The sequence below is a fragment of the Saccharothrix sabaoui genome (assembly GCF_051756985.1).
In the GTDB taxonomy this organism is placed as follows: Bacteria; Actinomycetota; Actinomycetes; order Mycobacteriales; family Pseudonocardiaceae; genus Actinosynnema.
This window is the reverse complement of the sequence record NZ_JBPKJK010000035.1, coordinates 34,469-55,149: the sequence shown is the minus strand read 5'-3', so window position 1 is coordinate 55,149 and position 20,681 is coordinate 34,469. Positions and strand designations below refer to the sequence as shown.

20 protein-coding genes are annotated in these 20,681 nt (G+C 73.7%); 14 read left to right on the top strand and 6 right to left on the bottom strand.

What is annotated here, in order from left to right; genetic code table 11:
* Nucleotides 1-76: 76 nt before the first annotated feature.
* Complete coding sequence (gene upp, locus ACR807_RS13870) at nucleotides 77-700, top strand: uracil phosphoribosyltransferase (protein ID WP_438921692.1); 624 nt, start codon at nucleotides 77-79, stop codon at nucleotides 698-700.
* A gap of 180 nt (nucleotides 701-880) precedes the next feature.
* Here the strand turns inward: upp and ACR807_RS13865 are convergent, their stop codons facing one another.
* The gene (locus ACR807_RS13865) at nucleotides 881-1,726 is read right to left on the bottom strand and encodes an NmrA family NAD(P)-binding protein (RefSeq protein WP_438921691.1); all 846 of its coding nucleotides are present in this window, start codon (nucleotides 1,724-1,726) and stop codon (nucleotides 881-883) included.
* A 235-nt stretch (nucleotides 1,727-1,961) separates the two neighbouring features.
* Here ACR807_RS13865 and ACR807_RS13860 point away from each other — a divergent pair, with 235 nt between their 5' ends.
* Nucleotides 1,962-3,269 carry a glycoside hydrolase family 18 protein gene (locus ACR807_RS13860; RefSeq protein ID WP_438921690.1) on the top strand — a complete coding sequence of 436 codons (1,308 nt, stop codon included), beginning with the start codon at nucleotides 1,962-1,964 and terminating at the stop codon, nucleotides 3,267-3,269.
* A gap of 64 nt (nucleotides 3,270-3,333) precedes the next feature.
* Here ACR807_RS13860 and ACR807_RS13855 read toward each other — a convergent pair whose 3' ends face one another.
* Nucleotides 3,334-3,930 (bottom strand): TetR/AcrR family transcriptional regulator, encoded by a 597-nt coding sequence (locus tag ACR807_RS13855; protein WP_438921689.1) that lies wholly within the window; start codon nucleotides 3,928-3,930, stop codon nucleotides 3,334-3,336.
* An 82-nt stretch (nucleotides 3,931-4,012) separates the two neighbouring features.
* Between ACR807_RS13855 and ACR807_RS13850 the strand changes: the two genes are divergently transcribed.
* The 5 genes from ACR807_RS13850 (at nucleotide 4,013) to ACR807_RS13830 (ending at nucleotide 7,466) form a co-directional block, all read left to right on the top strand.
* On the top strand, nucleotides 4,013-4,213 hold the full coding sequence (locus ACR807_RS13850; protein ID WP_233824133.1) for a type II toxin-antitoxin system VapB family antitoxin: 201 nt from the start codon (nucleotides 4,013-4,015) through the stop codon (nucleotides 4,211-4,213).
* Nucleotides 4,214-4,592: 379 nt separating this feature from the next.
* Entirely contained in the window at nucleotides 4,593-4,976 is a 384-nt protein-coding gene (locus ACR807_RS13845; protein WP_438921688.1) for a type II toxin-antitoxin system death-on-curing family toxin, read from the top strand.
* An 83-nt stretch (nucleotides 4,977-5,059) separates the two neighbouring features.
* Nucleotides 5,060-5,443, top strand: a complete 384-nt coding sequence (locus tag ACR807_RS13840; RefSeq protein ID WP_438921687.1) for a MerR family transcriptional regulator — start codon at nucleotides 5,060-5,062, stop codon at nucleotides 5,441-5,443.
* Nucleotides 5,444-5,487: 44 nt separating this feature from the next.
* Nucleotides 5,488-6,396, top strand: coding sequence for an aldo/keto reductase (locus tag ACR807_RS13835; protein ID WP_438921709.1), 909 nt, complete (start codon nucleotides 5,488-5,490; stop codon nucleotides 6,394-6,396).
* 92 nt (nucleotides 6,397-6,488) lie between these two features.
* Entirely contained in the window at nucleotides 6,489-7,466 is a 978-nt protein-coding gene (locus ACR807_RS13830; protein WP_438921686.1) for an aldo/keto reductase, read from the top strand.
* A 10-nt stretch (nucleotides 7,467-7,476) separates the two neighbouring features.
* Here ACR807_RS13830 and ACR807_RS13825 read toward each other — a convergent pair whose 3' ends face one another.
* Nucleotides 7,477-7,926 carry a flavodoxin family protein gene (locus tag ACR807_RS13825; RefSeq protein WP_438921685.1) on the bottom strand — a complete coding sequence of 150 codons (450 nt, stop codon included), beginning with the start codon at nucleotides 7,924-7,926 and terminating at the stop codon, nucleotides 7,477-7,479.
* 49 nt (nucleotides 7,927-7,975) lie between these two features.
* On the opposite strand from ACR807_RS13825, the gene ACR807_RS13820 reads away from it, so the two are divergent.
* A complete protein-coding gene (locus ACR807_RS13820) occupies nucleotides 7,976-8,308 on the top strand; it encodes a hypothetical protein (RefSeq protein ID WP_438921684.1) in 333 nt (110 codons plus the stop codon).
* 69 nt (nucleotides 8,309-8,377) lie between these two features.
* Here ACR807_RS13820 and ACR807_RS13815 read toward each other — a convergent pair whose 3' ends face one another.
* The 3 genes from ACR807_RS13815 to ACR807_RS13805 form a co-directional block, all read right to left on the bottom strand.
* Nucleotides 8,378-9,994, bottom strand: coding sequence for a phospho-sugar mutase (locus ACR807_RS13815; RefSeq protein ID WP_438921683.1), 1,617 nt, complete (start codon nucleotides 9,992-9,994; stop codon nucleotides 8,378-8,380).
* Nucleotides 9,991-10,821: a purine-nucleoside phosphorylase gene (locus ACR807_RS13810; protein ID WP_438921682.1), complete on the bottom strand. Its 831-nt coding sequence runs from the start codon at nucleotides 10,819-10,821 to the stop codon at nucleotides 9,991-9,993. The genes ACR807_RS13815 and ACR807_RS13810 overlap by 4 nt, the downstream gene beginning before the upstream one ends.
* Nucleotides 10,822-10,889: 68 nt before the next feature.
* The gene (locus ACR807_RS13805; protein ID WP_438921681.1) at nucleotides 10,890-12,563 is read right to left on the bottom strand and encodes a serine/threonine-protein kinase; all 1,674 of its coding nucleotides are present in this window, start codon (nucleotides 12,561-12,563) and stop codon (nucleotides 10,890-10,892) included.
* A gap of 117 nt (nucleotides 12,564-12,680) precedes the next feature.
* Here ACR807_RS13805 and ACR807_RS13800 point away from each other — a divergent pair, with 117 nt between their 5' ends.
* From ACR807_RS13800 to ACR807_RS13775, 6 genes are all read left to right on the top strand, one after another.
* Nucleotides 12,681-14,453 (top strand): methylmalonyl-CoA mutase family protein, encoded by a 1,773-nt coding sequence (locus ACR807_RS13800; protein ID WP_438921708.1) that lies wholly within the window; start codon nucleotides 12,681-12,683, stop codon nucleotides 14,451-14,453.
* Nucleotides 14,450-16,645 (top strand): methylmalonyl-CoA mutase, encoded by a 2,196-nt coding sequence (scpA, locus tag ACR807_RS13795; protein ID WP_438921680.1) that lies wholly within the window; start codon nucleotides 14,450-14,452, stop codon nucleotides 16,643-16,645. Before ACR807_RS13800 ends, scpA begins: the two co-directional genes overlap by 4 nt.
* Nucleotides 16,638-17,624, top strand: coding sequence for a methylmalonyl Co-A mutase-associated GTPase MeaB (gene meaB, locus ACR807_RS13790; RefSeq protein ID WP_438921679.1), 987 nt, complete (start codon nucleotides 16,638-16,640; stop codon nucleotides 17,622-17,624). Before scpA ends, meaB begins: the two co-directional genes overlap by 8 nt.
* A gap of 144 nt (nucleotides 17,625-17,768) precedes the next feature.
* Nucleotides 17,769-18,065 carry a hypothetical protein gene (locus tag ACR807_RS13785; RefSeq protein ID WP_438921678.1) on the top strand — a complete coding sequence of 99 codons (297 nt, stop codon included), beginning with the start codon at nucleotides 17,769-17,771 and terminating at the stop codon, nucleotides 18,063-18,065.
* 178 nt (nucleotides 18,066-18,243) lie between these two features.
* Nucleotides 18,244-19,410 (top strand): M20 family metallopeptidase, encoded by a 1,167-nt coding sequence (locus ACR807_RS13780; protein ID WP_438921677.1) that lies wholly within the window; start codon nucleotides 18,244-18,246, stop codon nucleotides 19,408-19,410.
* Entirely contained in the window at nucleotides 19,407-20,678 is a 1,272-nt protein-coding gene (locus ACR807_RS13775; RefSeq protein ID WP_438921676.1) for an amidohydrolase, read from the top strand. The genes ACR807_RS13780 and ACR807_RS13775 overlap by 4 nt, the downstream gene beginning before the upstream one ends.
* The last annotated feature ends 3 nt before the right edge of the window (nucleotides 20,679-20,681 follow it).

Genomic DNA, 20,681 nt, shown 5'->3' with positions numbered 1-20,681 from the left:
CGGGAGCACCTCGTCAACCCCGAGCCGCCGGATGTCCGGTCAGCGGACGCCGGACGGTGCCACATACTGTTCGACCATGGACGTCCTCGTCGTCGATCACCCCCTGGCCCGGGCGCGGCTGACCACCATGCGCGACGCCCGCACCGACAACGCGGCGTTCCGCGCCGCGCTGCACGAGCTGACCGTGATGCTGGTCTACGAGGCCACGCGGCACGCGCCGGTGGCCGAGGAGCGGGTGCACACGCCGGTCGCCCGGACCACCGGTTACCGGCTGGAGAACCCGCCGCTGCTGGTGCCCGTCCTCCGGGCCGGCCTCGGCATGGCCGACCAGGCGCACAAGCTGATCCCCGACGCGCAGATGGGGTTCGTCGGCCTGGCGCGCGACGAGGAGACGCTCCAGCCCACGCCGTACATGGAGTCGCTGCCGGAGAGCCTGGCCGGCCGACCGGTGTTCGTGCTGGACCCGATGCTGGCCACCGGCGGGTCGATGGCCTACACGATCCGCCTGCTGACCGACCGGGGCGCGACGGACGTGACCGCTATCTGCGCCCTGGCCGCGCCCGAGGGCATCAAGCACCTGGCCGACTCCGACCTGCCGGTGCGCCTGGTGACCGCCAGCGTCGACGAGCGCCTGAACGACTCGGGCTTCATCGTCCCGGGCCTCGGCGACGCCGGCGACCGCCAGTACGGCGCCGTCTAACCCCGAGAGTCCAACGCTCAAGCCCCGAGAGTCCAACGCTCAGGACCCCTGAGTTCTACATCCAGGACGGCGCGAGCGCTCACCGGGGAGTCCCGAACGTAGAACTCGGTGGTCCTGGGCGTTGGACTCTCGCGACCTGGGTGTTGGACTCTCGGGGCCTGGGTGTTGGACTCTCGCGGGTCAGGCGGGGGTGAGGGTGGTGGCGTGGTCGGCGGCCCACTGGGCCAGGGTCCGGCCCGGGCGGCCGGTGACGGTCGCGTGGTCGGGGGTCACGTCGGCCGGCTCCTCGGCGTGCTGGGCCATGTAGCCGAGCAGGTACTCGGCCACGTCGTAGGGCAGGCCCTCGTCGCGGATCAGGGCGGCCCGCGCCTGGCCGTACGTGAGGCGCTCGTAGCGGATCGGCCGGCCCAGGCCGCGCGCGAACGCCTCCGCCTGCTGCCGGTGCGTCAACGCCTCGGGGCCGCTGAGCGTGTACGCCCGCCCCGCGTGCCCGTCGCACAGCAGGGCGTGCACGACGACCTCGGCCACGTCGGCCTCGTGCACCGGCGCGCCCACCGAGTCCGGGAACGGCGCGCGCACCACGTCGTCCTCCCGGATGCCGCGCGCCCAGACCAGCTTGTTCGCCATGAACTCGCCCGGCCGCACGTGCGTCCACGCCACCCCGGACGCCTCGACCACCTGCTCCACGTCGTGGTGCAGCTCGTAGCTGCCGGGCCGTCGCGCGGTGACCGCGCTGCTGGACAGGAACGCCACCCGCCGCAGGTCGGGGGCGGCGCGCAGGAACGCCTCGGCGTGCGCGGGCGCCTCGTCGGACTCGACGACGGCGATCAGGTAGGCGGCCGTCACGCCCTCCAGCGGCAGGTCGGCGGGCCGGGTCAGGTCGCCCGCCACGACCTCCGCGCCGGCGGGCAGCCCGGCCCGCGCCGGGTCGCGGGTGAGCGCCCGCACCGCCGCACCCGCCGCCAGCAGCTGCTCGACGACGGCGCGGCCGACGGTGCCGGTCGCCCCGGTGACCAGGATCGTCACGTGTTCCCCCAGTGGCTCGGTGTTCAAATTTGAATACCGACGCTAGCGCGGTCGGTCGGGTGTCCGCACATGCAAAAGTTTGCAAAGGCCGTGGCGAACCCGGTGGGCACGACCTCCGGCGACGGCGGGCGGTGTTGCCGGATTCGGCCGTTCGGCCGTAGCAATGGTCTAGACCTCATCACTACCGTGGTCCAGACCACAACCGGAATGCTGCCGCCGCCCCGCGAGGAGAAGCATGTCGAGCAGGAGATGGGTGCTCCCCGCCCTCCTGGCCACCGCGTTGGTCGCCTCACTGGCGCCGCAGGCCGCCGCCCACGACGAGGACCGCCACGGCGGCCACCACGCCGGCGGGACGAAGACCCGCACCGTCGGGTACTACACCCAGTGGAGCGGTTACGACCGGAACTTCCTGGTCAAGAACCTCGTCACCAACGGCACCGCGCCGCGCCTGACGCACCTGAACTACGCGTTCGGGTTCCTCGACGAGAGCGGCGCGTGCGTCAGCTCCGACCCGTGGGCCGACTACCAGTGGCCGTTCACCGCCGAGCAGTCCGTCAGCGGCGAGGCGGACGAGGCGGGCCAGGCGCTGTCCGGCAACCTCAACCAGCTCAAGCAGCTCAAGGCGAAGCACCCGAAGCTGCGGATCAACATCTCCCTCGGCGGCTGGACCGGCTCCAAGTACTTCTCCAACGCCGCCCTCACGCCCGAGTCGCGCGCCGCCCACGTGGCCTCGTGCCTCGACATGTGGCTCAAGGGCAACCTGCCCGGCCTCGCGCCCGGCGCGGCGGCGGGCGTGTTCGACGGCATCGACCTCGACTGGGAGTGGCCGGCCAGCGAGGCCGCGCCCGGCAACGTCGTGCGCCCCGAGGACAAGCGGAACTTCACCGCGCTGCTCGTCGAGTACCGCAAGCAGCTCGGCAAGCTGACCTGGCGGACCGGCAGGTCCTACGACCTCACCGCGTTCCTGCCCGCCGACCCGCGGCAGGTCGACCGGGGCTTCGAGGTCGCACGGGTCTTCGGCCTGCTGACCTTCGGCACGGTCCAGGGCTACGACTACCACGGCGCCTGGGACCCGCGGACGAACCAGCAGTCGTCGATCCGCACCCCCGCCGGCGACCCCGCGCCGCTGCCGTTCAGCTCGCAGGTCGCGGTCGACCACTACCTGGAGAACGGCGCGCCGAAGAACAAGGTCGTCCTGGGCGTGCCCTTCTACAGCCGCGGCTGGACCGGCGTGACCAACGCGGACAACGGCCTGTTCCAGAACGCGACCGGCCCCGCGCCGGCGACGTACGAGGCGGGCTACGAGGACTACCGCGTCCTCAAGGCGCAGCTGCCCCGGTTCACCGTGCACCGCGACGCGAAGGCCGGGCACGCCTGGCTGTTCGACGGCACCACGTTCTGGACCTGGGACGACCCGACCGAGATGAGGCGCAAGGGCCGCTACGTGGCGGACCGGCGGCTCGGCGGCGCGATGATCTGGTCGCTCGACGGCGACACCGCCGACGGCGAGCTGATCAAGGCGCTCACCAGCGGACTGTCCTGAGAAGGGCAGTTCACGGGGTCCGGGGGGTTTCGCGGCGGCCGCCCCCCGGGCCCCACCTTCTTCGTCAGCGGCGGGCGCGCCAGCCGTCGGTCAGGGCGCGCAGCGCGCCCTCGTAGATCGCGTCGAGGCCCAGCTCGGGCGGCACGTTGCCGTTCAGCTCCAGGGTCAGCAGGCCGTGCACCGTGCCCCACACGCCCACGGCGAGCCGCGCGCTCGGGTTCGGCGCGAACAGCCCCGCCTCCAGGGCGCGCGTCACGTGCGCCAGCAGCGGTTCGAAGGCCGCGCAGGACGCCTCGAACACCTCGGCGGACGGCTCGAAGCCCGGCACGACCTTGGCGTACATCACCAGGTAGAACTGCGGGTCGGCCAACGCGCTGCGCCGGTAGGCGAGGCCCAGCTGCACGAGGTCCTCGACCGGGTCGTCCGTCCGCGGCACCTCCGCGAGCCGTTCACCGAAACGGCGGAACGCCTCCTCGTAGAGGGCGTTGAGCAGCGCGGGCTTCCCGCCGAACAGCGAGTAGACCGCGGTGGTGGAGGTGTTGACATCGGCCGCCAGCCTGCGCAAGCTCAATGCGCCCGGGCCCTCGGCGGACAGCAGTTCACCTGCCCGGACCAGCAGGCGGGCGCGGAGAGCGTCGTCGTGCGTCTTGGGCCGCGGCACCCGCGCAGTATATATCAAAACACTGTTACCAAATTAGTCTGGCCATTGTGGTACCAAGTTGGTACCGTCCTTCCCCATGGCGATGACCCTGCGTCTGAGTGACGAGGAGAACCGGCGGCTCGACGAGCTCGCCGCGGCCGAGGGGCGTTCCAAGCAAGAGGTGGTCCGGTTGGCGCTGGCCGAGCGCTGGGCCAGGCTGCAGAAGGAGGAGCAGCTGTCCGAGGTGCTCGGGCGCGTGCTCCCCAAGTACCGCGGGCTGCTCGACCGGCTCGGCTCCGCCTGACCCGTCCGCTTTTTCGGCTTCCCGCAGCGCTCGGTAGTCGATCCCGCACGTTCGAGTGACGGTCCGGATTCCCCTCGCCGTTCGAACACATGTTCGATACGGTGAATCCGTGCAGTTCAACCACTGTCAACCGCTCCGCCTGCGTGCGCACCCGTGCGAACGCCCACGACGCCGTCGAGCGCACCGGTATGGTGCGCCGTTGAAGATCGGGCCGCGTCCTGGTCGCGCTCCGGCGCACAGCGCGGCCGACACCATCCTCGACGTCGTCCGGACGGCGAGGCGATACGGACCTGAGGGGGTGGGTGGTGGCGCCGGAATGCCGGCGGCGGCCTGGCCGCACCGGAGTCCCCGCCCCGCAGGACAGGGAGCGCGTCAAGCAGTGGTCAACTACCTCGACGCCGGCGACTTGCTCGTGCTGGCGACCGCCGTCACCGGCGGGGACCTGGTCGTGCGCGACTTAGGTCTCCTCGACTCCGCAGCCCACCGCCCCAGGGCATCAGTGCTGGGGGTCGAGGCGTACGACACGCTCTGGCTGAAAGCCGCCGCGCTGCTCGACTCGATCGTCCGCACGCGTCCACTGGCCGAGGGCAACTGGCGCCTCGGGTGGGTCGCGGCCGTGACGCTGTGCGACATCAACGGCTGGGTGGTGGACGCCGAGGAGGACGAGGCGCTCGACCTCGTCCGCGCGCTCGGCAGGGAGCAGATCGACGTGGCCGGCATGGCCGCCCACCTGGAGGCGTGGGGCCTGGCGAAGGAGGGCTGAGCCGGCGTCCGGCCCCCACCGGGGGCGTCCGGTGGCCGAAACGGGTTGACCTGGAGTGCACTCCAGCTCCTACGGTCGTCTGCGTGACTTACTCGATCGCTCAGGCGGCGCAGCGCAGCGGGTTGTCGATCGACACGCTGCGCTACTACGAACGCATCGGCCTGGTGGACCCGCCCGCGCGGGACGCGGGCGGCCGGCGGACCTACAGCGACGACGACCTGGGCTGGCTCCACTTCCTCACCAGGCTGCGCACGACCGGCATGCCGATCCGCATGATGCGGGAGTACGCGCAGCTCAGGCACGGTGGTGGGCTGACCGCGGGCCGGCGCAAGCAGATGCTCCACGAGCACCGCGCCTCGGTGCGCGCGCGCATCGCCGAGCTGCAGTCCTGCCTGGACGTGCTGGACTACAAGATCACGCACTACGAGCAGATCGAGCACACCTTCGTGGAAGGGATCACGGCGTGACGCTGCTGGGCGGGCTGGAAGCGGGCCGGCAGGGCCTGGGCTGCATGGGCATGAGCCAGTCGTACGGCGCGGGTGACGAGCGCGGGTCGATCGCCACGGTCCACCGCGCCCTCGACCTCGGCGTCGTGCTCCTCGACACCGCCGACGTCTACGGCGCGGGCGCCAACGAGGAGCTGGTGGGGCGGGCGATCGCGGACCGCCGCGACCGCGTCGTCCTCGCCACCAAGTTCTCCCTCGCCGACCCCGGGCGCCGCCCGCGCGGCGACGCGCCGTACGTGCGGCAGGCGGCCGAGGCGTCGCTGCGCCGGCTCGGCGTCGACCACGTCGACCTGTACTACCAGCACCGCGTCGACCCGACCGTGCCGGTGGAGGAGACCGTGGGCGCGATGGCCGAACTGGTCGCCGAGGGCAAGGTCCGGCACCTCGGGCTGTCCGAGGCGTCCGCGGCCACGATCCGCCGCGCCCACGCCGTGCACCCGATCGCCGCGCTCCAGAGCGAGTGGTCGCTGTGGTCGCGCGACGTCGAGGCGGAGGTCGTGCCGACGTGCCGAGAGCTGGGCATCGGCCTGGTGCCGTTCTCCCCGCTCGGGCGGGGTTTCCTGACCGGCCGCGTGACGTCCGTCGACGACCTCGACGAGGACGACGTGCGCCGCGGCCTGCCCCGGTTCGCCGGCGAGAACTTCGCCCGCAACACCGCGATCGTGCGGGCCCTCCAGGAGCTGGCCGCCGAACGCGGCGTCACCGCCGGTCAGCTCGCCCTGGCCTGGGTGCACCACCAGGGGCCCGACGTCGTGCCGATCCCCGGCACCAAGCGGGTGGAGTACCTGGAGGAGAACGTCGCCGCCGCCGACCTGGTGCTGACGCCGGAGGAGCTGCGGGTGGTCGAGGCCGCCACGTCGGCCGTCGTCGGCGAGCGGTACACGCCCGAGATGCTCAAGCTCTCCAACCGCTAGTGCACGGAGTCGGTCCGGGGTGGTTGGCCGCCCCGGACCGGGCCGAGCACAGTGGGAACCGGACCGTTGCCGGACTCCGGAGGGGGAGCGCCATGGAGAACCGCCGTCTGGGTGCGCTGGAGGTGAGCGCGCAGGGGCTGGGCTGCATGGGGATGAGCGAGTTCTACGGGCCCGGCGACGACGTCGAGTCGACCGCCACCATCCGCCGCGCGCTCGACCTGGGCGTCACGTTCCTCGACACGGCCGACATGTACGGGCCGTTCACGAACGAGGAGCTGGTCGGCCGGGCGATCCGGGGCCGCCGGGACGAGGTCGTGCTGGCCACCAAGTTCGCGGTGGTCCGCGAGCCGGGCGCCGACTGGGGCGTGCGCGGCGACCCCGCGTACGTGCGGCAGGCGGCCGAGGCGTCGCTGCGCCGGCTCGGCGTCGACCACGTCGACCTCTACTACCAGCACCGGTTGGACCCCGGCGTGCCGGTGGAGGAGACCGTGGGCGCGATGGCCGAGCTGGTCGCCGAGGGCAAGGTGCGGCACCTCGGGCTGTCCGAGGTGGGCGCGGCGACGCTGCGCCGGGCGCACGCCGTGCACCCGATCGCCGCGGTCCAGAGCGAGTGGTCGCTGTGGTCGCGCGACATCGAGGACGAGGTCGTGCCCGCGTGCCGCGAGCTGGGCGTCGGCGTGGTGGCGTACTCGCCGCTGGGCCGGGGCTTCCTCACCGGCCGGTACACGTCGAAGGACGACTTCGCGCCCGGCGACGTGCGGCTCACCCACCAGCCGAGGTTCGCCGACGACGCGAACTTCGCCCGCAACCTGGCGCTGGTGGAGTCGCTGCGGGAGGTGGCGCGCGAGCACGGCGTGACGCCCGCGCAGATCGCCCTGGCGTGGGTGCACCACCGGGGCGCCGTGCCGATCCCGGGCACCAAGCGGGTGCGGTACCTGGAGGAGAACGCCGCCGCCGCGTCGATCCGGCTCACCGGCCCCCAGCTGGCGCGCGTCGAGTCGGCCGTGCCCGCGGACGCCGTGGCCGGCACCCGCTACCCGGCGCAGGTCATGGACACCCTGGGGCGCTGACCATGAAGGCTCACATGATCGTGGCGGCGACCGTCGCGCCCAGCTCGTAGCACCGCTCGCGCGCGGCCCGGTCCGGTGCGCCGGTGAGGGTCACGGTGTCGCCGACCGGCGTCCACCCGAGCCCCGTCGTGATGTCCCGGATCGCCCGCACCGCGCCCTCGGTGCCCTGGTTGCCGTGCACGTACGCCCCGAACGGCCGGCCGCGCGTGGCGTCCAGGCAGGGGTAGTAGACGGTGTCGAAGAAGTGCTTGAGCGCGCCGCTGATGTACCCGATGTTGACGGGCGTGCCGAGCAGGTAGCCGTCGGCGGCGAGGACGTCGGACGCGGTCGCGCCCAGCGCCGGCACCCGCACCACCTCGACCCCGGCCACCTCCGGGTCGTTGGCCCCGGCGACGACGGCCTCGAACAGCTCGTGCGTCGCGGGCGACGGCGTGTGGTGGATGATCAACAACCGGGCCATGGAACCAGTGTGGCCCCCGCACGTCTTAGTAGGTGACCGGGAGGGAGTCATGGACACTCGCAGCATCGCCACGATGGAGCGCAACCGCAGGATCACCTGGGGAGGCGGGGTCGGCGTCTCGCTGACGCTGATCGGCCTGCCGCTGGTCTTCATCGCGCTGTGGCCGGGGGTCGACCACAGCCCGTGGGCCGTCAACACGATGATCCTGGCGGTCGGCGTCGCGCTCTGCGCCGCCGGCTACGTCGCCGGGCGCATCGCGGTCGCCGCGCTCACCGAGAACCGGCCGAACCGCGTGAGCCCGCCGACCAAGCGGCCGTACCTGGTGGCGGGCGGTGCGCTGGCGATCGCGGTGCTGTGCCTGGTCATCGCGATCATGTCCTGATCCTCCGGGGACCCGACCCTCCGGGGCCCGGTCCCCTACGGGGCCCGGTCCCCTCCGGGGCTCGGTCCCCTACGGGGCGAGCAGCCCCTCCACGCGGGCGCGCAGGTCGGCCAACCGGGCCGTCGCGCGCTCCCGGGCGGCCGGCAGGTCGTCGGACACGGGTTCGACGACCTCCAGGTACGCCTTCAGCTTCGGTTCCGTGCCGGACGGCCGCACGACGACCCGCACGCCCTCGGCCGTCAGCCGCACCACGTCGGCCCCCGGCAGCAGGTCCTCGAACGCGAAGCCGGCCGGCGGCTCGGCGCGCAGCCGCGCCATCAGCGCCCCGATCCGGGACAGGTCGGTGAACCGCAGCGACACCTGGTCGGTCAGGTGCAGGCCGTGGTCGACGGCCAGCTGGTCCAGCGCGTCGAGCAGGTCGCGGCCGGACGCCTTCAGCCCCGCCGCCAGGTCGCACGCGACGACCGCCGCCGAGATGCCGTCCTTGTCGTTGACGTGCGCCGGGTCTACGCAGGTGCCCAGCGCCTCCTCGTAGGCGAACACCAGCCCCTCGCCCGCGCGGACCAGCCACTTGAACCCGGTGAGCGTCTCCGCGTACCGGGCGCCGCGCGCCGCCGCGATGGACCCCAGCAGCGACGACGACACGATCGTGGTGGCCACCAGCGGGTCCGGGGTGTCCGCGGTGGACAGCACCAGGGAGCCGAGCAGCACGCCGGTCTCGTCGCCGCGCAGCATCCGCCACGTCCCGTCGCGCCCCCGCACGCCCAGCGCGCACCGGTCGGCGTCCGGGTCGAGCGCGACGGCCAGGTCCGCGTCGACCTCCGCGGCGAGCGCCAGCAGCCGGTCCGCCGCGCCCGGCTCCTCCGGGTTGGGGAACGCCACGGTCGGGAAGTCCGGGTCCGGCACGGCCTGCTCCCGCACCACCCGCACGTCGGTGAACCCGGCCCGCCGCAGCGCCTCCACGGCCGTCGCGCCGCCCACGCCGTGCATCGGCGTCAACGCCACCCGCAGGTCGCGCGCCGTGCCGCGGGGCAGCGACGCGACCCGTTCCAGGTACTCGTCGACCTCGGCGTCGGTCACCGTCGCCCACGAGTCGGCCAGCGGCACGGACACCGCGGCCGGCACCGCGCGGATCGCGGCCTCGATCTGCCGGTCCTCCGGCGGCACGATCTGCCCGCCGCCCGCCAGGTACAGCTTGTAGCCGTTGTCGGCGGGCGGGTTGTGCGAGGCGGTGACCTGCACGCCCGCCACCGCGCCGTGCCGCTTGACCAGGAACGCGAGGACCGGCGTCGGCAGCGGCCGGGGCAGGGCGCGCACGTCGAAGCCCTCGGCGGCCAGCACCCCGGCCGCCGCGGCGGCGAAGTCCTCCGAGCCGTGCCGGGCGTCGCGGCCGACGAACACCGTGCCGACGCGCCCGTTGGCCTTGAGCCACGCGGCCAGCCCGGCCGTGGTGCGCACGACGACGGCCCGGTTCATGCCGTTGGGGCCGGCCCGCACGGGGCCGCGCAGCCCGGCCGTGCCGAACGCGAGCGGCCCGGCCATCCGGTCGGCCAGCTCGTCGGCCGCCGCCGGGTCGCCGCCCAGGGCCCGCGCCAGCACGCCCTGGAGCTCGGCGCGGGCGTCCGGGTCGGGGTCGTCGGCGATCCAGCGGAACGCGGCGTCGCGCAGCGCGGGCGTCAGGCTCATGCGCGGGCCGCCGGCTCGGCCCTGGTCACCAGTTCGCGCAGCAGCGCGCCCATCCGGCTCGCCGCCGCCTTGCCGGCCTCCAGCACCTCCTCGTGGTTGAGGGGTTCGCCGGTGATGCCCGCCGCGAGGTTCGTGACCAGGGACAGCCCGAACACCTCGACGCCCTCGGCGCGGGCCGCGATGGCCTCCAGCACGGTGGACATGCCGACCAGGTCGGCGCCCATCGTGCGCAGCATCCGGATCTCGGCGGGCGTCTCGAAGTGCGGACCGGGCAGGCCCGCGTAGACGCCCTCCTCCAGCGACGGGTCGATCTCCCGGGCGAGGTCGCGCAGCCGCGGCGAGTACAGGTCGGTCAGGTCCACGAACCGCGCCCCGACCAGCGGCGACGACGCGGTGAGGTTCAGGTGGTCGCTGATCAGCACGGGCTGCCCGACCGACATGCCCTGCCGCAGCCCGCCCGCCGCGTTGGTCAGCACGACCGTGCCGACGCCGGCCGCGGCGGCGGTGCGCACGCCGTGCACGACCCGGTCCACGCCCTTGCCCTCGTACCCGTGCGTGCGACCGAGCATGACCAGCACGTTCCTGCCGCCGACCGGCACCGACCGCAGCGTGCCGCCGTGCCCGACGGCGGTGGGGGCCGCGAACCCGGGCAGCTCGGCCATCGGCACCTCGGCGGCGGGCTCCCCGATCAGGTCCGCGGCCGGGCGCCAGCCCGACCCGAGGACCACGGCGATGTCGTGCCTGTCCACGCCGGTCCGCTCGGCCAGCGCCCGCGCGGCCTCCGTGGCCAGGGCTTCCGGTGTGGTGCTCTCACTGATGGCGGTCACGGCACGGCAGCCTAACCGCAGCTCCCACCCGCTGCCCGCGCGCCGGCCGGCCGAACCCGTGGAGCCGGTCAGTCGAGCACGGTGAAGGTCGGCGCGATCGTCGCGAACAGGTCGCGCCCCGTCTCCTCCTGCTCCGTCGGCACCACGATCTCCACCACCCACAGGTCGGCGCCCCGCGGCAGGACGCGGGAGTAGTGGGTGCGCCGCAGGTCCGGCGCCGGTGCCGCGCCGGCGTGCGCCTGGGTCGTGGCGCGCTCCGCCGTCCGGTAGCCGTGGGCGATGCCCGGCTCCCGGCCGCCCGGCGCGTCGAGGGGTTCCGTCGTCGGGTTGAAGTAGTCCTGGCCCCAGCGGGCGCGGACGAAGGCGACGTAGTCCTTCACGGTGTGCTCGGGGTAGTAGTCGGGGAAGCGCTGCACCGACACCTCGTAGGCGCCGCCCGGGGCGACCAGGTGCACGACGGCGCCGGGCGAGAGGCCCTCGTTGGCGCGCTGCTCCAGGAAGCTCGTCCAGTCGGGGCCGACGTCGACGGTGAACCCGGCGCCCCGCTCGCCCTTGGCCGTGGTGGCCGAGGCGGTGGTCGGGCCCAGCGACGGGGTCTCGCTGATCGCGGGCAGGGACGGCGTGCGGGTGACCGCGGGCGGCGGCAGCAGGGGCGCGCCGGCGACGGTCCTGGTCAGCGCGAAGCCCGAGGCGCCGCCGATCGCGAACAGCACCAGCGCGGCCAGCGCGACCAGCGTCCTCGCCAGCGGCCGGGCCGGGGGAGGGGACGGGGACACCGGGAACGGCAGGGGACCGGGGTCGGCGGCCAGCGGCGTGTCCGGGGCGATCCGCGGCTTGACCAGCGGCGGGCGCACGACCGGCACGAGGGGGCGGGTCCCGGCGCCGGCCGGGAACACGTCCGCGCCGGGCTCGGGCAGCAGCGGCCGGACCGCGCGGCGCACCTCGGCGAGCGACATGCGCCCCGCCGGGTCCTTCGTCATCAGGCCGGCCACGACCGGGGCCAGCGCGCCGCACGCCGCCGCGGACGGCACCTCGCCCTCCACGACCTGGTTGATCGTCTGGAGCACGTTCGCGCCCTCGTACGGCTGCTGCCCGGTCATCGCGTGGAACAGGGTGGCGCCGAGCGACCACTGGTCGGCCACCGGCGACACCGCCTCGCCCGCCGCGACCTCGGGCGCGATGTAGGCGGGCGTGCCGAGCGTGATGCCCCGGCTCGTCAGGGTCGCCTCGGCGACGTTGCGCGCGATCCCGAAGTCGGTCAGCTTCACCCGGCCGTCGTCGGCGATCAGCACGTTGCCCGGCTTCACGTCCCGGTGCGTGATGCCCGCCCGGTGCGCGGCCTCCAGGCCCGCGGCGACGGCGTCCGCGACGACCGCGCCCTGCTCGTCGGTGAGCGGTCCGCGCTGCCGCACGACCTCGGCCAGGGACGACGAGACGACCAGCTCCATCACCACGTACGGGTCGCCGTCGACCTGCGCGACGTCGTAGAGGGTGACCAGGTTCGGGTGCGCCAGCGCGGCGGCCGACCGGGCCTCGCGCAGCGTGCGCTCGCGCAGCAGCGACGCCTCGCCGTCGGACGTCCCCGACGGTCGGAGGATCTCCTTGACGGCCACGTCGCGGCGCAGCACCTCGTCGTGCGCCGCCCACACCGTGCCCATCGACCCGCGGCCCAGGACGTGCCGGAGCCGGTAGCGGCCGGCGATCAGGCGGCCGTCCTCAGGGGGGTCACCGATGGTCACCACGTGGTCTTCCTCCACTGGGCCATCATTCCCCATCGTGGAAGACTGGCGTCTGCATCGTTCACGGCGGTGAACCTCACATAGCCGTCGTACTACTGGTGAGTAACACTGCGGAGCATGATGGAGCCGTCAGGCGAGTTGGCGCTGGCCGCCGAGTTCCCGACCCCCGACCGAGAGACGTGGCTCGACCTCGTGCACGGCGTGCTCCGCAAGTCGGGCGCGGACCTCGGGTCGCTGGTCACCACCACCTACGACGGCATCGAGGTCCAGCCGCTCTACACCGCGGCCGACGCGGCGCCCCCCGCCGGCTTCCCCGGTCTGCCCCCGTTCACCCGGGGCGGCAGGCCGCAGGGCTCGGTCGACGGCTGGGACGTCCGCCAGCAGCACCGGGTCGCCGACCGGGACGCGGTCGCGGCCGACCTGGAGAACGGCGTCACGTCGCTGTGGCTCAAAGGGCTCGACCCCGCCTCCTACGACGAGGTGCTCGCCGACGTCTACCTGGACCTGGCGCCCGTCGTCGTGGACGGCGGCGCGGACTTCCTCGCCGCCGGCCGCGCCGTGCTGCGGGTCTGGGACCAGCGGCCCGTCCTGGCGAGCGAGGTGCGCGGCAACGTCGGCGCCGACCCCCTGGGCGTGCAGGCCCGGACCGGGCAGCCGGCCGACCTGGCGGCCCTCACCGACCTGCTCGGCGCGGCCCGGCGGTTCCCCGGGCTGCGCGTGGTCGTCGTGGACGGCCTGCCGTTCCACGAGGCCGGCGGCTCGGACGCCCAGGAGCTGGGCGCGTCCCTCGCCGCCGGCGTGGCGTACCTGCGCCACCTCACCGGCGCGGGCCTGACCACCGCCGAGGCCGTGCGGCTGCTGGAGTTCCGGTACGCGGCGACCGCCGACCAGTTCCTCACCATCGCGAAGTTCCGCGCCGCCCGGCGGCTGTGGGCGCGGGTCACCGAGGTCTCCGGCGCGCCCGCCGCGCAGCTCCAGCACGCGGTGACCTCGCCCGCGATGATGACCCGCCGCGACCCGTGGGTGAACATGCTGCGCACCACCGTGGCGTGCTTCGGCGCGGGGCTCGGCGGCGCGGACGCGGTGACCGTGCTGCCGTTCGACGACGCCCTCGGCCTGCCCGACGAGTTCTCCCGCCGCGTCGCGCGCAACACGCAGTCGCTGCTGCTGGAGGAGTCCGGGCTGGCGGGCGTGATCGACCCGGCGGGCGGCTCCTGGTACGTGGAGAAGCTGACCGACGACCTGGCGCGCGCCGCGTGGGACTGGTTCCGGCGCATCGAGGCTGCGGGCGGCCTGCCGAAGGCGTTCGACCTGGTCGCGGGCGAGATCGCGGAGACGTGGGCGAAGCGGCGGGAGAGGCTGGCCGACCGCGGCGACGCCATCACCGGCGTCAGCGAGTTCCCGAACCCGACCGAGCGACCCGTGGTGCGGCCCGCCGCGCCCGTGGCGCCGTCCGGCGGCCTGCCGCGCGTCCGGTACGCCCAGGCGTACGAGGCGCTGCGCGACGCCGCCGACGCCGCACCCGAGCGGCCGAAGGTCTTCCTGGCCACGCTCGGCCCGGTCGCCGCGCACACCGCGCGGGCCACGTTCGCGGCCAACCTGTTCCAGGCGGGCGGGTTCGAGACGCCGGACGCGGGCCCGACGGCGACCGTCGAGGACGTCGTCGCCGCGTTCCGCGCGAGCGGCGCCCGCGTCGCCTGCCTGTGCGGCAGCGAGAAGGTCTACGCCGAGCTGGCCGCGCCCGTCGCCGACGCGCTGCGCGAGGCCGGCGCCGAACGCGTCCTGCTGGCGGGCAAGGGCACGGACGCGAGGGTCGACGAGCACGTGTTCACCGGGTGCAAGGCGCTCGACGTCCTGGAGCGCACCTTCGACCTCCTGGGAGTGCAGCGATGATCCCGAACTTCGCCGACGTCGACCTCGGGGAGCCGACGCCGTCGACCGCCGCCGAGTGGCAGCGGGCGCTGCAGGAGGCCACCGGCAAGGGCCCCGACGCGCTCACCCGGGAGACGCCCGAGGGCATCGGCGTCAAGCCCCTCTACGGCCCCGCCGACACCGAGGGCCTGGACTTCCTGGGCGGCTACCCGGGCATCGCGCCGTTCCTGCGCGGCCCGTACCCGACGATGTACGTCAACCAGCCGTGGACCATCCGGCAGTACGCCGGCTTCTCCACCGCCGAGGAGTCGAACGCCTTCTACCGCCGCAACCTCGCGGCCGGCCAGAAGGGCCTGTCCGTGGCGTTCGACCTGGCCACGCACCGCGGCTACGACTCCGACCACCCGCGCGTGGCCGGCGACGTGGGCATGGCGGGCGTGGCCATCGACTCGATCTACGACATGCGCCGGCTGTTCGAGGGCATCCCCCTCGACCGGATGAGCGTGTCGATGACCATGAACGGCGCCGTGCTGCCGGTGCTCGCGCTCTACGTCGTCGCGGCCGAGGAGCAGGGGGTGGCGCCGGAGCTCCTCGCGGGGACCATCCAGAACGACATCCTCAAGGAGTTCATGGTCCGCAACACCTACATCTACCCGCCGAAGCCGTCGATGCGGATCATCTCCGACATCTTCGCGTACACCTCGCGGCGGATGCCGAAGTTCAACTCCATCTCGATCTCCGGCTACCACATGCAGGAGGCCGGCGCGACGGCCGACCTGGAGCTGGCCTACACGCTGGCGGACGGCGTGGAGTACCTGCGCGCGGGCCGGGACGCGGGCCTCGACGTGGACGCGTTCGCGCCGCGGCTGTCGTTCTTCTGGGCGATCGGCATGAACTTCTTCATGGAGGTCGCCAAGCTGCGCGCCGCGCGCCTGCTGTGGGCCAAGCTGGTCAAGGGCTTCGGCCCGGAGAACCCCAAGTCGTTGTCCCTGCGCACGCACTGCCAGACGTCCGGCTGGTCGCTGACCGCGCAGGACGTCTACAACAACGTGGCCCGCACGTGCGTCGAGGCGATGGCCGCGACCCAGGGCCACACCCAATCGCTGCACACCAACGCGCTGGACGAGGCGCTGGCGCTGCCCACCGACTTCTCCGCCCGCATCGCCCGCAACACCCAGCTGCTGCTCCAGCAGGAGTCCGGCACCACCCGCGTGATCGACCCGTGGGGCGGCAGCGCGTTCGTCGAGCGCCTGACGCACGACCTGGCGCGCCGGGCGTGGGCGCACATCTCCGAGGTCGAGTCGGCGGGCGGCATGGCGCAGGCCATCGACGCGGGCATCCCCAAGCTGCGCATCGAGGAGGCGGCGGCCCGCACCCAGGCCCGCATCGACTCCGGCCGGCAGCCGGTGATCGGCGTGAACAAGTACCGGGTGGAGACCGACGAGCAGATCGAGGTGCTCAAGGTCGACAACGCCGGGGTGCGCGCCCAGCAGCTCGCGAAGCTGGAGCGGCTGAGGTCCGAGCGCGACCAGGCGGCCGTGGACGGCGCGCTGAACGCCCTGACCAACGCCGCCGGCGCGGACGGCAACCTGCTGGAGCTGGCCGTCGAGGCCGCCCGCGCGAAGGCCACCGTCGGGGAGATCTCCGACGCCCTGGGCAGGGTGTGGGGCCGGCACTCCGCGCAGATCCGCACCATCACCGGCGTCTACCGGCAGGAGGCGGGTTCCGTGTCGAACCTGGACGCCACCCGCGAGGTGGTCGGGCGCTTCGCCGAGGAGGAGGGCCGCCGGCCGCGCATCCTGGTCGCCAAGATGGGCCAGGACGGCCACGACCGCGGCCAGAAGGTCATCGCGACCGCGTTCGCCGACCTCGGCTTCGACGTGGACGTCGGCCCGCTGTTCCAGACCCCGGACGAGGTCGCCCGCCAGGCGGTCGAGGCCGACGTGCACATCGTCGGCGTCTCGTCGCTGGCCGCGGGCCACCTCACGCTGGTGCCCGCGCTGCGGGAGGCGCTGGCGGGGCTGGGGCGCGAGGACATCATGATCGTGGTCGGCGGCGTGATCCCGCCGCAGGACTTCGACGCGCTGCGCGAGGCGGGCGCGGCGGCGATCTTCCCTCCCGGCACGGTGATCGCGGACGCGGCGGGCGACCTGCTGCGCAAGCTCGCCGCGCAGCTGGGCCACGAGCAGCGGGAGCAGCCCGCGGATGCCTAGGCCGGTCGACGTCGGCGGGTACGCGAAGGGCGTGCTCGCCGGCGACCGCGGCACCCTCGCGCGGGCGATCACGCTGGTCGAGTCGACCAGGCCCGACCACCGCGCGGCGGCCCAGGAGCTGCTGGTCGAACTGCTGCCGCACTCCGGCGGCGCGCACCGGGTCGGCGTCACCGGCGTGCCCGGGGTCGGCAAGTCGACGTTCATCGACGCGTTCGGCACGATGCTGACCGCCGCCGGGCACCGGGTGGCGGTGCTGGCCGTCGACCCGTCGTCCACCCGCACCGGCGGGTCCATCCTGGGCGACAAGACGCGGATGGCGCGGCTCGCGGTCGACCCGGCGGCGTTCATCCGGCCGTCGCCGACCTCCGGCACCCTCGGCGGCGTCGCCAAGGCGACCCGCGAGTCGATCGTGCTGGTCGAGGCCGCCGGGTACGACGTGGTGCTGGTGGAGACCGTCGGCGTCGGGCAGTCCGAGGTCGCGGTGGCCAACATGACCGACTGCTCCCTCTTCCTCGCGCTGGCGCGCACCGGCGACCAGCTCCAGGGCATCAAGAAGGGCGTCCTGGAGCTGGCCGACGTGATCGCGGTGAACAAGGCCGACGGCCCGCACGAGGTCGAGGCCCGCCGGGCGGCCCGGGAGCTGGCCGGCGCGCTGCGGCTGCTGCGCCCGCCGGACGCGGTGTGGCACCCGCCCGTGCTGACGTGCAGCGGCCTGGACGGCTCCGGGCTGGAGGAGGTGTGGCGGCGGATCGGCGCCCACCGATCGGCCCTGGAGGGTGCCGGGGAACTGGCCGAGCGGCGCCGCCGCCAACAGGTCGAGTGGACGTGGGCCACGGTGCACGACCGGCTGCTCGCCCGGCTGCGGTCGGCACCGGCCGTGCGGGCGCTGGTGCCGGAGGTCGAGCGGCAGGTGAGGGACGGTGAACTGACCGCCACCCTCGCCGCGGAAAGAATTCTGGACGCATTCCGGGACGTATAAGGCCCGAAAGTGTGCACTTTGTGCGCACAAGTGCGCACCCGCCGTGAAGCGTCACCGGTTTGATCGACCACCGACAGTGGTAACCGGACTGTGCGGTGACTAGGCTTGGTGACCATGTGGCGATCTGCGTTCGCGGTGTGCTTGATGGTGCTGGTCGGTGCCCTCGCCGGGCCGGCCACAGCGTCGGCAGCCCCGTCGTTGCAGGTCAACCACGCCGTGCAGCCCACGGACACGCCGGCGCCGGGGAACGAGACGCTCCAGCCCGGCACCACGGTCGGCCCCGGGCCGGCGGTGGACGCGCCGCAGGAGCCGGCCCCGTCGTCGTCCACCGAAACCCGTAAAAAGTTGTGGCTCGGTGGTATCGCACTGCTGCTGTTCGCCCTCGTGTACTGGCGTAACAAGAAGCGGTGGTCGAAGTGGCGGGCGGGCAAGAAGGGCTAGCGTTCCACCCAGTGGGACGGGCCAGTCGGTATATGGTCCTCCTGTACTTAGAGCCTGCGCAGAGTTGATCGGTACTACCGATACTCGAGCACCGCTTGGCGCACCCCCGCGACCGGTTGCCGGTTGACCTCCGCGAGGCGCCTCGTGGCCCACGGGCCTGATGCAGGATGGATGTGAAATGAGTACCGACTTCAAGATGAGCACGCGCTCGGCCATCGAGCGGTACTCGACCGCGCTGGTGGACCTGTCCCGCAGCATCCACGCGGAACCCGAGCAGGCGTTCGCCGAGCACCGCAGCGCCGCCAAGGTCGCCGACCTGCTCGCCGCCGAGGGATTCGAGGTCGAACGGGGCGTCGCCGACCTGGAGACCGCGTTCACCGCGTCCTTCGGGTCCGGCGAGCTGGTCGTCGGCCTGTGCGCCGAGTACGACGCGCTGCCCGAGGTCGGCCACGCGTGCGGGCACAACGTCATCGCGGCCGCCTCGACCGGCGCCGCCCTCGCCCTGCGCGACCTGGCCGACGACCTCGGCCTCACCGTCCGGGTGATCGGCACGCCCGCCGAGGAGGTCGGCGGCGGCAAGGTGCTGATGCTCGAACGCGGGGTATTCGACGACGTGGCGTTCTCCATGATGGTGCACCCGGCCCCGTACGAGGCCGTGGCCGCGCGGTCGCTCGCCATCACCGACGTCGAGGTCCACTACACCGGCAAGCCCTCGCACGCCGCCGCCGCGCCCCACCTGGGCGTCAACGCGGCGGACGCGATCACGATCGCCCAGGTCGCCATCGGCCTGGCCCGCCAGCACCTCGAACCCGGCCAGATGGTCAGCGGCATCGTCACGCGCGGGGGCACCGTGCCCAACGTGGTGCCCGCCGCGACCTCGGCGATGTTCGACCTGCGGGCCGACGACCTGGACTCCCTGCGCCGGCTGGAGGAGCGGATCGGCCGCTGCTTCGAGGCCGGCGCCCTGGCCACCGGGTGCACGCACGAGGTCGTCAAGGTCTCGCCCGTGTACGCCGAGCTGACCCCCGACCCGTGGCTCGCGGACGCCTACCGGCGCGCGGCCACGGAACTGGGGCGGCACCCCATGAGCCCTGAGGAAGAGCTCAAGGAGAAGATCGGCAGCACCGACATGGGCAACATCACCCGTGCGCTGCCGGCCATCCACCCGACCATCGCCATCGACTGCGGAGACGCGGTGAACCACCAAATCGAGTTCGCGAACGCCTGTGCCTCGGCTTCGGCCGACCGAGCTGTGCTCGACGGGGCGCTCGCCCTCGCCTGGACGACCATGTCCGCCGCCCTGGACGAAGAACAGCGCGCCCGTCTCCTGGGCGGTGTGGCATGACGGTCGTGGACGCACGTGACGCTCGTCTGCCGGAGGAGGGTGCCGAGGTGCTGTTGACCGATCGCGGGGTCAGCATTGCCCCCGTGGACGATCCCGGGGAGGGCCGAGGGCCCTCGTGGCTGGACGACTGGCTGGCGTCGAACGCCTCCGAGGTCGTCGCCTGGCGCCGGCACATCCACGCGCACCCCGAGCTGTCGCGCAAGGAGTACGCCACCACCGAGCTGATCGCCCGGGTGCTCCGCTCGGTGGGCCTCAAGCCCCGCGTCCTGCCCGGCGGCACCGGCCTGGTCTGCGACGTCGGCTCCGGCCCGCGCTGCGTGGCCCTGCGCGCCGACATCGACGCGCTGCCGATCCAGGAGGCCGTCGACTCGCCGCACGCCTCCACCGCGGCCGGCGTCATGCACGCGTGCGGTCACGACGCGCACACCACCGTGCTGCTCGGCGCGGCCCTGGCGCTGGCCTCGGCGACCGAGCTGCCCGGCCGGGTGCGCCTGGTGTTCCAGCCCGCCGAGGAGGTCATGCCGGGCGGCGCGCTCGACGTGCTCGCCGCGGGCGGCCTGGACGGCGTGGAGCGCATCTTCGGCCTGCACTGCGACCCGAGGCTGGAGGTCGGCCGCATCGGCACGAGGATCGGCGCCATCACGTCCGCGTCGGACATGCTGGAGCTGCGCCTCACCTCGCCCGGCGGCCACACCTCCCGGCCGCACCTGACCGCGGACCTCGTGCACGCGCTGGGCACCGTCATCACCGGCCTGCCCGGCCTGCTGTCGCGGCGCGTGGACCCCCGTTCGGGCACCGTCCTCGTGTGGGGCGCGGTGCACGCGGGCGAGGCGCCCAACGCGGTGCCGCAGGACGGCGTGCTGCGCGGCACGCTGCGCACCGGCGACCGGGACATCTGGGCCGAGCTGGAACCGCTGATCAAGGACCTGGTGAGCGCCCTGCTGGCCCCCACCGGGGTGGGCTTCGACCTGCACCACCGCCGCGGCGTGCCGCCGGTCGTCAACGACCGCGAGAGCACCATGCTGCTGAGGGCCGGCATCGAGGCGGCGCTCGGCGAGGACGCGCTGGCCGGCACGCAGCAGTCGTCGGGCGGCGAGGACTTCGGCTGGTACCTGGAGCACGTGCCCGGCTCGTTCGCCCGCCTGGGCGTCTGGGACGGCGTGAGCCCGCAGCGCGACCTGCACCAGCCCGGGTTCGACCTGGACGAGCGGGCGCTGATGGTCGGCGTGCGCGTGATGGTGCACACCGCCCTGGCCGCGCTGGCCTGACCG